This is a genomic window from Mesorhizobium sp. LSHC420B00 (assembly GCF_000503055.1).
Classification (GTDB): domain Bacteria; phylum Pseudomonadota; class Alphaproteobacteria; order Rhizobiales; family Rhizobiaceae; genus Mesorhizobium.
The window spans coordinates 172559-188954 of record NZ_AYVY01000019.1; the positions used below are offsets into that span (position 1 = coordinate 172559).

At 64.2% G+C, this 16396-nt stretch carries 8 protein-coding genes; 7 read left to right on the plus strand and 1 reads right to left on the minus strand.

The window, feature by feature from the left end:
- Positions 1-1991 precede the first annotated feature (1991 nt).
- Positions 1992-3920 carry an autotransporter assembly complex family protein gene (locus tag X760_RS62975; protein ID WP_023720875.1) on the minus strand — a complete coding sequence of 643 codons (1929 nt, stop codon included), beginning with the start codon at positions 3918-3920 and terminating at the stop codon, positions 1992-1994.
- 273 nt (positions 3921-4193) lie between these two features.
- On the opposite strand from X760_RS62975, the gene X760_RS62980 reads away from it, so the two are divergent.
- The 7 genes from X760_RS62980 to X760_RS63010 all read left to right on the plus strand — a co-directional run.
- Positions 4194-9674 (plus strand): alpha-2-macroglobulin family protein, encoded by a 5481-nt coding sequence (locus X760_RS62980; RefSeq protein ID WP_023720876.1) that lies wholly within the window; start codon positions 4194-4196, stop codon positions 9672-9674.
- Positions 9675-9837: 163 nt separating this feature from the next.
- Positions 9838-11934, plus strand: a complete 2097-nt coding sequence (pbpC, locus tag X760_RS62985) for a penicillin-binding protein 1C (RefSeq protein WP_031194520.1) — start codon at positions 9838-9840, stop codon at positions 11932-11934.
- 54 nt (positions 11935-11988) lie between these two features.
- Entirely contained in the window at positions 11989-12675 is a 687-nt protein-coding gene (locus X760_RS62990; protein WP_023720878.1) for a M15 family metallopeptidase, read from the plus strand.
- A gap of 219 nt (positions 12676-12894) precedes the next feature.
- Positions 12895-13923, plus strand: a complete 1029-nt coding sequence (locus tag X760_RS62995; protein ID WP_023720879.1) for a sulfate ABC transporter substrate-binding protein — start codon at positions 12895-12897, stop codon at positions 13921-13923.
- A gap of 18 nt (positions 13924-13941) precedes the next feature.
- On the plus strand, positions 13942-14793 hold the full coding sequence (cysT, locus tag X760_RS63000; protein WP_023720880.1) for a sulfate ABC transporter permease subunit CysT: 852 nt from the start codon (positions 13942-13944) through the stop codon (positions 14791-14793).
- A complete protein-coding gene (cysW, locus tag X760_RS63005) occupies positions 14786-15670 on the plus strand; it encodes a sulfate ABC transporter permease subunit CysW (protein WP_023720881.1) in 885 nt (294 codons plus the stop codon). Before cysT ends, cysW begins: the two co-directional genes overlap by 8 nt.
- Positions 15671-15743: 73 nt before the next feature.
- Positions 15744-16396: ATP-binding cassette domain-containing protein (locus X760_RS63010; RefSeq protein WP_023720882.1), on the plus strand; the 653-nt coding region annotated here is incomplete at its 3' end.

Below are 16396 nucleotides of genomic sequence, written 5' to 3' on the forward strand. Positions count from 1 at the left end.
GGTCGCCGGAGACCTTGTTGTCGGCCAGTGAGACGGCAAGTCCATTGATGGAGCGCTTGCCGTCGGTGGTGACCAGCGATGCCTTGAGATCGAGCGGCTGGTCGTCGACCGAGCCGGTCAGCGAGACATCGGCGGCAGGGCNGGGCTGGCAATGTCGGCCTTGCCGCTCGCGCTCAACTTGATCTGCTTCACCGCATGGCCGGACGCCGTCAGGCTGTCGCTGTTGGCCGAAACCGAGAAATCCGGTGCGCTGCGCGCGCCGCTTGCCGTCAGCGCGAAACCGACGGCGCCGCCGACCTTCGCGCCGACCAGCGGCGACAGTACCGACACGTCGCCGAGCGTGCCCTTGATATCGGCCCGGATATCGGTGCCTTGCGCACTGGCGGTGCCGCTGGCACTAAGCGTACCGGAGGTGAGCTGCAATGCGTTGGCGGCGAACGCACCGTCCGGGTCGCGTGTCGCGGTTGCGGAAAACTGCACGCGCTCGCCGAGAACCGAGCTGATCTGCGGCGGCAGCGCCGCCGAAGCCGCGTCGGCATTCATCTTGAGCGTCATCGACAGATCGGCCAGCGCCACAGTGGCCGTCACGGACGCATTGAGCGCGTCGCTGCGCAGCGTGCCTTGGTCGACAACGACCTGTTCCTTGCTGACCGAGCCGGCGAGACCGGCGCTGACCCTTCCCGTTATCAGCGGCGCCAATGTCGCAACGTCGGTGTTCAGGCCGGCCGCCGTCAGCTTGATGGTGACGGGCCCGCTACGGTTCTGGATGTCGAAGCCATCAGAATGCACTTGCCCGATCAGGTCGTCCACCCGCGTGCCGCCCGCCACCACGGAGACCAGCGACGCGCCGATATCCACCATCGGCGCCTTGCCATCGCCGAAAGCGCGGGCCGTGGCGTCCTTGATCGCCACGGTTATCGGCTGTGCCTCGCTGCCGAGGCTAAGCACGATCGGCGGCCCTTTCGCGGCGAGTTTCACCGAAAGATCGCTGGCGCCGTTCGGATCGACAATGCCGGCGGCAGTCGCGTGCACGGCGCCGCTGTCGATATTGGCGCGCTCGACATCGACGCCACCGGCCGCGGTGGCTGTGCCGGCGAGGTCGAAGCTGGTCTTGCCGGCAAACAGCGGTTTCAGGGTTTCGGGCAGGAAGCGCTCGAATTCGCCATCGCCGTTGGCCTCGACATAATGACCCTTGTCGGTGAGCTGATGGCGACCGGTCAGTTGGGTGACGATCCGGCCGTCGACAACGAAGGTCCCAATACCATTCCAGTTGGCGAGCGGTCCTGTGCCGGAAACGACAATGTCGACTGGCGGCGTGCCCGGCAGCTTGAGCAGGTTGGCGATGATGCCGCCGGCCGGCTCGGATGCCTTGAGGTCGAGGTCGAGCTTGTTGTCGGCCGGCGCGAAATGGGCTTTGGCGTCGACTGTGCCTTGCTTGCCGTCGTGGCGAACGATGTTGAGATTGGTCTCGATAGCCAGCGGCGAGGCATCCGCCTTGAGCGCTCCCTTGGCTGCCAGCTCGGCGACACCGCTGCCGGCCAGAGCCTGCCCGAGTGCGATTTCGGGAAGGTCGAGCTGCTTGACGTCGATGGAAACCGGCAGCGTGGTCGCCCCGCTTTGGCTCGGCTGTGTGCTGGCCACCGGCAGCCTTGCCAACTCGATACGCTCGGCCCCAATACGATCGGCGCTGAAGCTCTTCGACAGGAGTGCCAGCGGCGACCAGTCGACAGCCACCTTGCGCGCCACCATCCAGGCGCCTTCGCGATCCTCCAGAACGAGATGATCGACCCTCAGCGCGCCCGACCAGATACCGTCGATGCCGACGACAGTGACCTTGCGATCGCCGGTCGAGGCCATGGTCGAGATGATGCCGGCAAGGTTTTCGCGGCCGCGCTCGGTTTTGGTCAGCACGACGAGTGCCCCCACCGCCGCTGCCACCACGATGAGCAGCGTGTAGAAAAGGATACGGAGGATGCGCCTGAATATTGCCATCAGAATGCCTGGCCGATGCCGGCATAAATGCCGAAATGAGGATCGTCGGGGCCGCGGTTGAGCGGCACTGCCGCGTCGATGCGCAGCGGCCCGAACGCCGTCAGATAGCGCAAGCCTACACCCGCGCCGACCTTCATGTCCGAAAAATCGGGGACCTGCCTGGTGGACACCGTGCCGGCATCGACGAACGGCACGACGCCGATCTTGTCGGTGACAGCGATGCGCATCTCGACCGAGGTCTCGAAGAAGGAAAGCCCGCCGATCGGCTCTCCGTTGCTGTCCTTCGGGCCGATGCCCTGATAGGCATAACCGCGCACCGAGCCGCCGCCGCCGGAGTAGAAGCGGCGGTCGGCCGGAACATCCTGAAGACCGGCGCCGATGATCGAGCCGATGGCGACACGTTCGGCGAAAACGAATTTCGAGGCCGAATCGAGCGACTGGTAGGCCGACCCCTCGCCCTTCAGCTTGACGAACGCAGCCCCGCTCAAAATGTCGTAGCTCGGCTCGGCATAGGCCAGCACCCTGAAGCCCCTGGTCGGATTGAGCTTGCTGTCGCGATTATCGTAGACATATTGCAGCGGAATGCTGGCGATCAGATAGGTGTGCTTGCCGAAAGCGTCGTGGATCCTGGAATAGTCGAGCGCGACTTGCGCGGAAACCGTCTGCTTCTTGTCGAGTTCGTAGGACAGGCCGGTGCTGCCCTTGATCGAGAAATGGTCGTAGGCGTCGGGGTGCTCCAGCACGGTATTGACGCTGGCAATGAATTTCGACGCCGGCCCGACCACGCCCGGCTTTTCGAACATGACGCCGGCATTATAATTGAGCTGGGTCAAGTCGTTGCTGCCGATGCCGCTGATCTTGCCGTCGATGCGCAGCTTTTCGGCGCGGCCAAACAGATTGCGGTGCCCCCAATAGCCTTCGAGGCCCAGCCCTTCGGTGTTTGAGAAACTGCCGCCAATGCCGAAATAGCGCGGCTTGCGTTCGCTTACCTGGACACCGATCGGGATGTTGCCGTCGGCGTCGAGCGCGTCGGCTTCCTTCACCGTCACGCTGTTGAAGACCTCGAGCCCGAGCAGCCGGTCGCGCGCATCGTCGATCTCATCGGGCGAATATTGGCGGCCGCGCTTCAGGCCGGTCATATATTCGGTGAAATCGCGGTCGACCTTTTCGGTGCCCTCGACAGTGGTGTCGCCATAGCCGGCGACCGGCCCGGCCGCGACGGTGAGCGTCACGTCGAGCGTCGAACCGGCGTGCTCGGCGACGATCTCGCGGCCCGTCACCTTGGCCAGCGGCCTGCCTTCTTGCTTGAGTGCCCGCACGATCGCCGCCTCGGCCTTGAGCACGGCGCCCGAACTGGCGTCACCGCCGGCGATCAGACCGAAGTCGGCACTTGCCAGCCCCGCTGCATCGCCTTTCAGCCTGATGTTGCCAAGCGTGAATTTGGGTCCGGCTGCTATGCTTATCACCACCGGAATCGGCTGCGGGCCGGAAAACTCGGCATCGGGCGGTAGATCGTCGAGCGGCTTGCCCTGAATAGTGATGGTGACGACACCCTCGTAGCGCGCGTCCGCGTAGAGCGCGGCGACAAGTTGCTCACGGTCGCTGCGCGCCTTGGCCAAAAGACCCAGCGAACCTGATACCGGGTGTTCCTCGTCGGCTTTCAGCGCCGAGGCGTTTTCGAGCTTCTCGGCAAGATCCTCGTCGGCGTCGGGCGCTTCTATCGTCACGGCATAGCGCAGTGGGTCGACGATGTCGGCATCTTCGTCCTTTGACGACCCCCAGAGCTTGATGCCGAAAATCTCGAAGGCTGCCGCACTTCCGGTTTCGGCAACAAGTGCCGTCGAGCACAACAAAGCGAAAAGCAGGGCGCGCGAAAGCGCGCGCTGTGGCGCGGTTCCTCCCGACATCTGCCTTTCATACGCCGGCATTATGCTCCTAGCCTAGCTCGCAAACCTAAAATTGGAATGAAGTTCTGAAGCACTCGTAAAGGGGCCACAATCCAATTGCTGAAATAGACAGGGCTTGGAACTCACACCTTCTGCGTCGCCGCAAGAAAGCGTGATCCCCTGTCCTATGGAGCTACTACCGGTCACCGACCGGAAAGCAAACCGTTGGCAGGCGGATCCTGCCGCGTCCTGATGTTGACAAGCGCGACTGAAGCTTGAAGATTTCTGGACGTAAGCACTTGTCTGGAGGGGTTTATGGCAATGCGCGCGGCTCGTGGTCTATCGATTCTTTTCCTTCTCTTTTTCGCCTGGAGCGGTGTCGCGCAAGCGGCCGAAGCCCGGCGGGTGGTGACATCGGATAATTCCGACTATTTTGGTTTCGATCTCAGATCCGACCAGAATGTCAGCCTCGATCAGTGCAAGACCACCTGCCTCGGCGACCCGGCCTGCCGTGCCTTCACCTACAACCTCAAGGCCAAATGGTGCTTCCTTAAATCCGATTACAACTCGTTGAAACCCTTCGGCGGCGCCGTCGCCGGCAAGGTCGTCAACATCGATGGCGATCCCGACATCGGCGCGCCACCCGAACTCGCCTTCTTCCCCAACTGGATGGCCGACCAGGCCCAGCAATACCGCAACAAGCTCACCGGCCCGACCTACACCAAGCCGACAGAGGGGCTGACGGCGCTGAGGGCCGCCGCCGAACAGTCGGCGCTGACGGGCGATCATCGCTCGGCCATGCACAAATACGAAGCGGCGGTTTCGGTGCTGCCGGACGATGGCCAGCTCTGGCTCGAGCTGGCGCGCGAAACGCTTGCCGTCCATCCGACCGCCAACAGTTCGGAGCCGTCGACCCTACCGGCGAACGCCACTTCCGCCGCCTTCAACGCCTACAAATTGCTGCGCACCACCAAGACGCGCGCCGACGTGCTGGCGCTGCTCGGCGACGGCCTTGACCGCCGCGACCTCTACAGGCCGGCCCTGCAGGCCTACGAGGCGAGCCTCGCTTTGGTCAATTCGCCGGCGGTCAGGGCCGCCTATCAGGATCTCAAGGCCCGCAAGGGCTTCCGCGTCATCGATCATACCGTCGATGCCGACACCAGCGCGCCGCGTATCTGCGCGCAGTTCTCCGAGGAGTTGGTCAAGACCGGCGTCGATTATTCCCAGTTCGTCACCGTCGACAACGCCGCTCCCAAGGGCGTCGAAGCCAAGGACAAGCAGATCTGCGTCGAAGGGCTCGAGCACGGCCAGCATTATGACGTGACCTTCCGCGCCGGCCTGCCGGCCGCCATTGGCGAGGTCACCGCGGCACCGGTGGTACTGTCGATCTACGTGCAGGACCGCGCGCCTTCGGCCCGCTTCACCGGCGACAGCTTCGTGCTGCCCGCCGGCGCACGCCGCGGCATACCGGTCGTCACCGTCAACATGAATGCCGCCGAAATGAAGCTCTTCCGCATCGGCGACCGCTCGCTGGCCCAGCTTCTGTCGGGGTATCAGTTCCTGCGCCAACTTGACGGCTACGACATTTCGAACATCTCCGAACAGATGGGCGAGCCGGTCTGGCAAGGCCAGCTCGACATCGCCAACGACCTCAACAAGGAAGTCACCACCTCCTTCCCCATCGACGAGGCGTTGCCGAAGCGCAAGCCCGGCGTCTATGTGCTGACCGCACAAGCCGTCAACGATCGCAGCGACGACTATGATTCGCACGCCACGCAATGGTTCGTCGTCTCCGACATCGGCCTGTCGACCTATACCGGACAGGATGGGCTGAACGTCTTTGCCCGTTCGCTCGCAACCGCCAAGCCGATTGCCCGCGCCGAGCTGACGCTGCTGGCCAGGAACAACGAGATCCTTGGCACCGCGACCACCGACGCGGAAGGGCGGGCGGTGTTCAATCCCGGCCTGACGCGCGGCGACAGCGGCATGGCACCGGCGGTGCTGATGGCCAAGCAGGGCGACGACGACTTCGTCTTCCTCGATATGGGCCGCGCCGGGTTCGACCTGTCCGACCGCGGCGTCGCCGGACGTGCGGCGCCGGGCGCGCTCGACGTCTATGCCTGGACCGAGCGCGGCATCTACCGCGCCGGCGAGGACGTCCACGTCTCGGCTCTTGCCCGCGACAGTGCCGCCAAGGCGGTCGAGAACCTGCCGCTCACCTTCATCTTCTCGCGGCCCGACGGCGTCGAGGACCGCCGCATCGTCAGCGACGGAGCATCGGCCGGCGGCCACGCCGTCGACCTGCCGCTGGAACCCAACGCCATGCGCGGCACCTGGACAGTGGCGATCCACACCGATCCCAAGCAGGCGGCGGTTGCCAGCCAGATGTTCCTGGTCGAGGACTTCGTCCCGGATCGCATCGAGTTCGACCTGTCCGCCGACAAGCAGGAGATCGCCCAGGGCGAGACCGCCAACATCACCGTCGACGGCCGCTTTCTCTATGGCGCGCCGGCCGCGGGCCTCGCGCTCGAAGGCGAATTGACGCTGTCGACCGCCCGCGACTGGGACCGCTTCAAAGGCTATTCCTTCGGTCTGGCCGACGAACAGTCGGCCGAACCAACGGTGACGCCCTTCACCGGCCTGCCGGTGGTCGGAGACGACGGCAAGGCGACCTTCCCGGTTTCCGTCGATCAATTGCCATCCACCACCAAGCTGGTCGATGCCAAGGTCACGGTCCGGTTGCGCGAGACCGGCGGCCGTGCGATCGAGCGCTCGCTGAATATCGGCATCCGCCCGCAGGGCCACATGATCGGCATCCGCCCCGATTTCGACGGCGACGAGGTGCCGCAAGGCGGCACGGCCAAGTTCAGCCTGATCGCCGTCGACCCCGACGGCAAGCGTGAGGCGCTCAAGGGTGCGCAGTGGTCGCTGGTCAAGGTCGAGCGCAGCTACCAGTGGTACCGCTCGAGCAATTCCTGGAACTATGAGCCGGTCATCTTCACCAAGGCGGTGGCCAACGGCCAGGTCGACCTGAGCGCCGATGGCGAGGCTACCATGTCGCTGCCGGTCGACTGGGGCCGCTACCGGCTCGATATCGAGACAGCCGATCCGGAAGGCCCGGCGACCAGCTATGAGTTCGACGCCGGCTGGTATGTCAGCTCGACGACCACCGAAACGCCTGACGGGCTCGAGATAGCGCTCGACAAGGACACCTATGCGGCGGGCGAAGTAGCCAAGCTCAAAGTGTCGCCGCACTTTGCCGGCGAATTGCTCGTCACCATCGGCGCCGACAAGCTCTTGAGGACGGTCACCGCCAGCGTGCCGGCCGGCGGCAGCACCGTCGACATCCCGGTCGGCGACGATTGGGGTGCCGGCGCCTACGTCACGGCAACGCTGTTCAGGCCGGGCGATGCGCAAGAGACGCGCATGCCGGCGCGCGCCATCGGCGTCAAATGGCTGAAGCTCGATCCCGGCTCGCGGAAGCTTGCCGTCAGCTTGGCGCCGCCGGACAAGACCATGCCGCGCCAGCAGCTGTCGATCCCGGTCGCCGTCGCCGGCGTGCAGCCCGGCACCAACGCCTATGTCATGGTCGCGGCCGTCGACGTCGGCATCCTCAACCTGACCAACTACAAGGTACCGGATCCGGAGAACTGGTTCTTCGGCCAGCGCATGCTCGGTCTCGAGGTTCGCGACATCTATGGCCGGCTGATCGACGGCTCGCTGGGCACGACCGGCAAGCTGCGCACTGGCGGCGATGGCGCCAACATGCAGTCGCAAGGCAGTCCGCCGACCGAAAAGCTGGTCGCCTTCTTCTCCGGCCCGGTCCAGCTCGACGCCGACGGCAAGGCGCGGATCGACTTCGACATACCACAGTTCAACGGCACCGTGCGCGTCATGGCCGTCGCCTGGACCAAGGAAGCGGTCGGCCATGCCCAGTCAGACGTCATCGTGCGCGATCCGGTGGTGATCACCGCCGGCCTGCCGCGCTTCCTGGCGCCCGGCGATTCCGCCGTCATGCGGCTCGACGTCGCCGACACCGATGGCCCCGCTGGCGACTACAAGCTGACCATCGACACGACGGGCGACCTGTCTACCGGCAGTGCCGCCTTGCCTGAAAAGCTGACGCTGGCCAAAGGCAAGCGGCAGACACTGACCGTGCCGTTGATTGCGCAGACCGCGGGCAACGCCTCGATCACCATCAAGCTTGCGCATGCCGATGGCACCGCCGTCGAGCAGACGCTCTATGTGCCGGTGCGCCCGGCGCAACTGCCGGTGACCACCCGCATGGTCGTCGACCTCAAGGGCAATGGCGGCGCGCTGCGCGTCGACAAGGAACTGTTGGCGGCAAGCCTGCTCGATGGCGCTTCGGTGAGCGTCGGCGTTTCGCAGTCAGCTGCCTTCGATGTGCCGTCGCTGCTGATGACGCTCGACCGCTATCCCTATGGTTGCGCTGAGCAGACCACCAGCCGTGCCATGCCGCTTCTATACGTCAACGAGATGGCTTCCGGCATCGGCATGGCCAGCGACCCCGATCTGCATGGCCGCGTCCAGGACGCCATCTACAAGGTGCTGAGCTACCAGGCCTCGGCCGGCAGCTTCGGTCTGTGGGGTCCGGGTTCCGGCGATCTGTGGCTCGACGCCTATGTCACCGATTTCCTGACCCGGGCGCGCGAGCAGAAATACGACGTGCCGGCCCTGGCGATGAACCAAGCGCTGAGCAATCTGCAGAACGCGATCGGCTACGACCAGGACGTCCAGGATCGCGGCAGTGAGATCGCTTATGCGCTCTATGTGCTTGCCCGCAACAAGAAGGCCTCGGTCGGCGATCTGCGTTATTACGCCGACACCCAGCTCGAAGCCTTTACCAGCCCGATGGCCGTCGCCCAACTGGCGGCCTCTCTCGCGCTCTACGGTGACACGCAGCGCTCGGAGGCAACCTTCCAGGCCGCGTTGCAACTGGCCAAGTCGACGCCGGAATATGACTATTACCGGTCCGACTATGGCTCGCCGCTGCGTGACGGTGCGGCGATCCTGGCGCTTGCCGCGGAAAGCAAGCCGGTGCCGACCATCGTGCCGGCGCTGATCCAGCTGGTGACCAGGGAACGCGCCGACGCCAGGTGGACCAGCACCCAGGACGAGTCCTGGATGCTGCTGGCGGCCCGCGCGCTGAAGGCCGGCAATGATTCGATCGCGCTGACCGTCAACGGCGCACCGCATGCCGGCGGCTATTCGGACCAGATCGCCGGTGGCGAACTGGCCGACAGTCCGCTGACCATCGTCAACACCGGCAGAAATCCGCTGCAGGCGGTCGTCACCACCGTGGCCTCGCCGATCCAGCCTCTGCCGGCCGGCGGCAACGGCTTTACCATCAGCCGTACCTACTACAAGCTCGACCGCACAGAGGCCAACGTGACGGAGGTCAAGCAGAACGAACGCTATGTCGTCGTGCTCAAGGTTTACGAGCAGAACACCTGGCCTTCGCGGCTGCTGATCACCGACCTGTTGCCGGCCGGCTTCGAGATCGACAATCCGGGCCTGGTCTCCAGCGCCCAATTGACGAACTTCTCCTGGCTGGCGCAGACCGATGCTGCCCATCTCGAATTCCGCAACGACCGTTTCGTCGCGGCCTTCAATCCGAACGACGGCGACGGCGACCGCAACATCACGCTCGCCTACGTCGTGCGCGCGGTGACGCCGGGCATCTACGCCCACCCGGCGGCAACGATCGAGGACATGTACCGGCCGCAATATTCGGCCCGCACCGCCACCGGCATGATGGAGGTCAAGGCGCCGTAACGATGGAGAGGGACGCAGACCGGTTGACTGCAGGTAACGACGTGATGCCGCGCCGCCCCTCACCCTTACCCTCTCCCCGTGAAGGACGGGGAGAGGGGGTCGCCAGCGTTGCGGCCATTCACCTTCTCCCCGTCCTCCACGGGGAGAAGGTGCCGGCAGGCGGATGAGGGGCGGCGCCGTGCTCTCCAAAAGATTCCTCCGCCGAGCGGCCATTGCGGGCATTTCCTTCGCCGCAATCACCGCTGTCGCCCTCTGGCAGCTCGACCGCGCTTTTCCGCCGCCGCTGCCGGCTGCGCTGACGGTCTCGACCGAGGTGCAGGACCGTGACGGCCAGCTGTTGCGGGCCTTCGCCACGCCGGATGGCTATTGGCGGCTTGCGACCAACCTGGACCAGGTCGACAACCAGTTCGTCGACATGCTGGTCACCTATGAGGACAAGCGCTTCTGGGATCATCAAGGCGTCGACGTGCTGGCACTGGCGCGTGCGGCCGGACAGTTCGCGACCAGCGGCCATATCGTCTCCGGTGGTTCGACGCTCTCGATGCAGCTCGCCCGGCTGATCGAACCGCGCGACAGCCGCAGCCTCGGCTCGAAGATCAAACAGATGCTGCGCGCCGTCCAGATAGAACGGCGGCTGTCCAAGCGCGAGATCCTCGAACGCTACCTGACGCTGGCGCCCTATGGCGGCAATCTCGAAGGCGTGCGCGCCGCTTCGCTCGCCTATTTCGGCAAGGAGCCGAAGCGGCTGACGGTCTCTGAGGCGGCCCTGCTCGTCGCTTTGCCGCAATTGCCGGAAAAGCGACGCCCTGACCGCAACCTCGAAGTCGCTCATGCCGCCCGCGACCGCGTGCTGACCCGCATGGTGTCGGCAGGCCTGCTCGGCGAACGCGAGGCCGCGCGAGCCGCGCTCGACGATGTGTCGGGGCTGCGGCGGACCTTGCCGGCGCTCGCTGCTCATGCTGCCTATGCAATGCTGCCCAAGGCCATTCCCGGCCAGAAGCTGCAACTAACGATCCGCAAGAGTGTCCAGGAAGGGCTGGAGCAGGTGGCCAAGGATGCCGCCGCCAAGCTCGGCCCTCGCCTCTCGGTGGCCATGGTGCTGGCCGATGCCCGCACCGGCGATATTCTTGGCGAGGTCGGCTCTGCCGATTTCTTCGATGCCAGCCGTTCGGGCTGGATCGACATGACCAAGGTCGTTCGCTCGCCTGGCTCGACGCTGAAGCCGTTCATCTACGGCCTCGCCTTCGAGCAAGGCCTGGTGGCGCAGGAGATGCTGATTGAGGACAGCCCGGCCGATTTCTCCGGTTACCGGCCGAAGAACTTCGACATGGGCTATCAGGGCGATGTCAGCATCAGGCAGGCGCTGCAATTGTCGCTCAACGTGCCGGCGATCCGCGTGCTCGACGCGGTCGGCCCGGCCCGGCTGATGGCGCGCTTTCGCCAGGCAGGCGTGATGCCGATACTGCCCGTCAACGAAGCGCCTGGCCTGGCGATCGGCCTCGGTGGCGTCGGAGTGACGCTGCGCGACCTCGTCCAACTCTATGCCGGCCTTGCCAATGGCGGCAAGGCACACACGCTGCATGACGGCACGGAGCCGGCGAACACCGAACGCTCGACCACCACCATCCTCGATGGTCAGGCGAATTGGCAGATCACGGACATCCTGTCGGGCGTCAAGCCGCCCCAGGGTGCCGCCCAACGCGGCATCGCCTACAAGACCGGCACCTCCTACGGCTATCGCGACGCCTGGTCGGTCGGCTTCGACGGCCGTTATGTGCTCGGCGTCTGGGTCGGCCGCCCCGATGCCGGCGCGGTGCCCGGTCTGTCCGGCTATGTCTCGGCCGCGCCCATTCTGTTCGAAGGCTTTGTCCGTTCCAGCCTAGCCGCCGTGCCGCTGCCAAGCCAACCGTCCGGCGTCCGCCGGCCAAAGCGTGAAGAATTGCCGGTGACGCTGACGCGCTTCGGCGCCGGCGTCGACGGGCTGGTGCAGGCGACGCCGACCGAACCTGCACCAACCATCGTCTTTCCGCCTGACGGCGCCCGTGTCGATCTCGGCACTTCCTCGGCCGACGCCTCGCCGCTGGTGCTCAAGCTGCAAGGCGGCCGCGCACCGTTCCGCTGGCTGGCCAACGGCAAGCCGCTGGTCGGCATCGACCGGCGGCGCACCGCGACCTGGCAGCCGGACGGCGCCGGCTATTCCACCCTGACCGTAATCGATGCGGCGGGGCGCGCGGCCAGTGTGAAGGTTTTTGTCGAGTGAAAGTTTCCCTTGAATAGTTTCCGGCAGGTGATTCAGCGGATTGGGTTTTACGCCTTGCTTTCGGCCGCCGGTATTTCCTCGGCCTCTGCTGACGCCCTCCCCGCCGGCTTTGTTCGGCTGGCCGACATCGATCCCGGTATCCGGCAGGATATCCGCTATGCCGGCCTCGAAAACTTCCTGCATCGCAAGGTAAGCGGTTACGATGCGCCGGTATGCGTCCTCACCAGCCAAGCGGCGCAAGCGCTTTCCGCAGTGCAGAAAGCGATTGCTGCCGGAGGGCTGACGCTGGTCGTGTTCGACTGCTACCGCCCTGCGCGTGCTGTCTCCGACATGGGTGACTGGACAAAAACGAGCGGACCACCGGACCCGCAATGGTACCCAAAGGTCAAGCGCAAGGATCTCATCGCCAAGGGCTATATCGGCGAACTGTCCACCCATTCGCGCGGATCGACGGTCGATGTCGCCATCACGCGAGCGGACCGCAAGAGCGCTCCGAAACCGGCCTGCGGCGCGACCGATGCCGACACGCTGGATTTCGGCACCGGTTTCGACTGTTTCGATCCGACGAGCGAAACGGCTCACCGACCGATCGCCAGTGAAGCGGCGGCAAACCGCAAAAAACTTGTCGAGGCGATGCGCGCCGGCGGCTTCAAGAATTACGCACGCGAATGGTGGCACTTCACGCTGGAAAACGAGCCGTTTCCAAGAGAGCGCTTCAACTTTCCCGTCACCGCCGAATAGTCCGCCAAAACCTCGTTCGGACGCGACGCCGCCATTGCCGAAGAGCTAGCCGTCTCTAGATAATCGCGTCGGGAGCGCAGGTCCCGTGCAAGGGAAAATAGTTCCTCCCATCGCCGAAAGTAGGCGAAAAATTGCTTCAATAGGCCAAAAAAGGCAACATTGAATGCATCTAAATTCTATCAATTCGGTAGATTTGGCGCGAGTTCAACGGAGGCGGAAATGACCAAACCTCATTTCAGGAAACTGCTCGGCGCACTGGTCGCCACATCGGTCCAGTTCGGCACGCTCGGTTTCGCGTTTGCCGACACCACCATTCTCAACGTGTCCTATGACCCGACGCGTGAGCTCTACAAGCAATTCGATGAGGCCTTTGTCGCCCACTGGAAGGCCGAGACAGGCGAGACGGTGACCATCCAGCAGTCGCATGGCGGATCCGGCGCCCAGGCGCGCGCCGTGATCGACGGGCTCGACGCCGACGTGGTGACGCTGGCGCTCGAAGGCGATATCAACGCCATTGTCTCGAAAACGAAGAAGATCAATCCCGACTGGCGGACGAAATTCGAAAACAATTCGGCGCCTTACACCTCGACCATCATCTTCCTCGTCCGCAAGGGAAACCCCAAGGGCATTCATGATTGGGGCGATCTGGTCAAGGATGACGTCCAGGTGATCACGCCCAATCCGAAGACCTCCGGCGGCGCGCGCTGGAATTATCTTGCCGCCTGGGCCTATGCCAGCGCCAAGGATGGCGGCGACGAGGCCAAGACCAAGGGATTCGTTGGCAATCTCTATGCGCATGTCCCGGTTCTCGACACCGGTGCGCGCGGCGCCACCGTGACCTTTGCGCAAAAAGGGCTAGGCGACGTGCTGCTCGCCTGGGAAAACGAGGCCTATCTGGCGCTCGACGAGTTCGGCGCTGACAATTTCGATATCGTCTACCCGCCGACCTCGATCCTGGCCGAGCCGCCGGTCGCAGTGGTCGACGCCAATGTCGACGCCAAAGGCACACGCAAAGTTGCCGAAGCCTATCTGAGCTACCTCTATTCCAAGGAAGGCCAGACGATCATCGCCAAGAACCATTATCGCCCTTCGAAGCCCGACCTGGTGCCGGCGGAGGACCTGGCCAAGCAGCCTGAGATCAAGCTGGTCACCATCGACGACCCACTTTTTGGCGGCTGGAAGAAGGCACAGCCTTATCATTTCGGCGACGGTGGTATATTCGACCAGATCTATAAGCCGGCCCAGTAGCATTTAGATCAGGACGACATGACCACAGCACCCGCCAAGGCGGGGTGGCGGTTCAGGCAGCCGAGCGTCATTCCGGGTTTCGGATTGACGCTCGGCTTCTCGCTTGCCTACCTCACCCTCATCATCCTCATTCCCCTGTCCGGGTTGATCTGGCGCTCGGCGGCGCTCGGCTGGACCGACTTCTGGGCGATCGTCACCGACCGCCGCACCATCAACGCGCTTGAAATCAGCTTCGGCACCGCCTTCATTGCCGCCGCCGTCAACGTCGTCTTCGGCACGATCGTCGCCTGGGTGCTGGTGCGCTACAGCTTTCCCGGCCGCCGCATCGTCGATGCCATGGTCGACCTGCCCTTTGCGCTGCCGACGGCGGTTGCCGGCATCGCGCTGACCACGCTTTACGCACCGAACGGCTGGATCGGCAGCCTGCTGACGCCGCTCGGCATCAAAGTCGCTTATACGCCACTCGGCATTGTCATTGCGCTGATCTTCATCGGGCTGCCCTTCGTCGTGCGCACCGTGCAGCCGATCATGGAGGAGATCGACAAGGAGGTCGAGGAAGTGGCCGCAACGCTCGGCGCCAATCGCTTCCAGATCATCAGCCGCGTCCTGCTTCCCGGACTGGCGCCGGCCATCGTCACCGGTTTCGCGCTGGCCTTCGCGCGCGGCGTCGGCGAGTACGGCTCAGTCATCTTCATCGCCGGCAACCTGCCCTATAAATCCGAGATCGCACCGCTTCTGATTGTCATCAGGCTCGAGGAATATAATTACGCTGCGGCGACAGCGATCGCGGCGATCATGCTGGCGCTGTCCTTCGTGATGCTGCTGGTCATCAACCTGGTGCAGACGTGGAGCCGCAAGCGCTATGGCTGACCCGGAGATCAAATCCTACGCGCCGCACCACGAAAGCCAGTCGCCGGCGGTGACCGAAAGCCGCACGGCGAGAACCGTGCTGATGATCGTGACCTTTGCCTTCCTCGGCATTTTCCTGCTCTTGCCGCTGATCATCGTCTTCAAGGAAGCTTTCGCCAAAGGCATCGAGGCCTACACACAGGCGCTGTCGGAACCGGATACGCGCTCGGCGATCCGCCTGACGCTTCTGGTCGCGGCGATCTCGGTGCCGCTCAACGTCGTCTTCGGCATTTCCGCCGCCTGGGCGATTGCCAAGTTCGAGTTCAAGGGCAAGGCGTTCCTGACCACGCTGATCGACCTGCCGTTTTCGGTCTCCCCGGTCATTTCCGGCCTGGTCTATGTACTCCTCTTCGGCGCGCAAGGCCTGCTCGGTGCCTGGCTCAAGGCGCATGGCATCGTCATCCTGTTTGCCGTGCCGGGCATCGTGCTGGCCACCATCTTCGTCACCTTCCCCTTCGTCGCCCGCGAATTGATCCCGCTGATGCAGGAGCAGGGCAATGGCGACGAGGAGGCGGCCCTGTCGCTCGGCGCCAATGGCTGGCAGGCGTTCTGGTACGTGACGTTGCCTAACGTCAAATGGGGATTGCTCTACGGCGTACTGTTGTGCAATGCCCGCGCCATGGGTGAGTTCGGCGCGGTCTCGGTGGTGTCCGGCCACATACGCGGGTTGACCAACACCATGCCGCTGCATGTCGAAATCCTTTATAACGAGTACAATGCCGCCGCCGCCTTTGCCGTCGCTTCGCTGCTTGCCGGCCTGGCGCTCGTCACACTGGTCTTGAAAACACTTCTCGAGATGCGCTACGGCGCCGAGATCGCCGCGACGCGCGGACACTGACAAAATGCATGTCGCCCAAAAGTGGGAACCGGTTTTGGGATAACGACATGCATCAACTACAAAAGGGATTTGTATGGAAGTTCGCGTTGCCAACGTGCGCAAGGAGTTTGAGCGGTTTCCGGCCCTTCACGACGTTTCGCTCGACATCAAGTCGGGTGAGTTGATCGCGTTGCTGGGGCCATCCGGTTCCGGCAAGACGACGCTGCTCAGGCTGATTGCCGGGTTGGAGCGGCCGACCCGCGGAAAGATCTTCTTCGGCGAAGAGGATGCCTCGCAAAAGTCGATCCAGGAGCGCAATGTCGGCTTCGTCTTTCAGCATTACGCGCTGTTTCGCCATATGACGGTCGCCGACAATATCGGCTTCGGACTCAAGGTCCGGCACGGGCCGTCACGCCCGTCGGCGAAGGAAATCCGCCGCCGCGCCTCGGAACTCCTCAACCTCGTTCAGCTTTCCGGTCTGGAAAAACGCTATCCGGCGCAGCTTTCGGGCGGCCAGCGCCAGCGCGTGGCGCTGGCCCGCGCCATGGCGATCGAACCGGCCGTGCTTTTGCTCGACGAGCCGTTCGGCGCGCTCGATGCGCAGGTGCGCCGCGAACTGCGCCGCTGGCTGCGCGACATCCACGATACGACCGGCCACACCACCGTTTTCGTCACCCATGACCAGGAAGAGGCGCTGGAGCTTGCCGACCGCGTCGTGGTGATGAGCCAGGGCCGCATCGAGCAGGT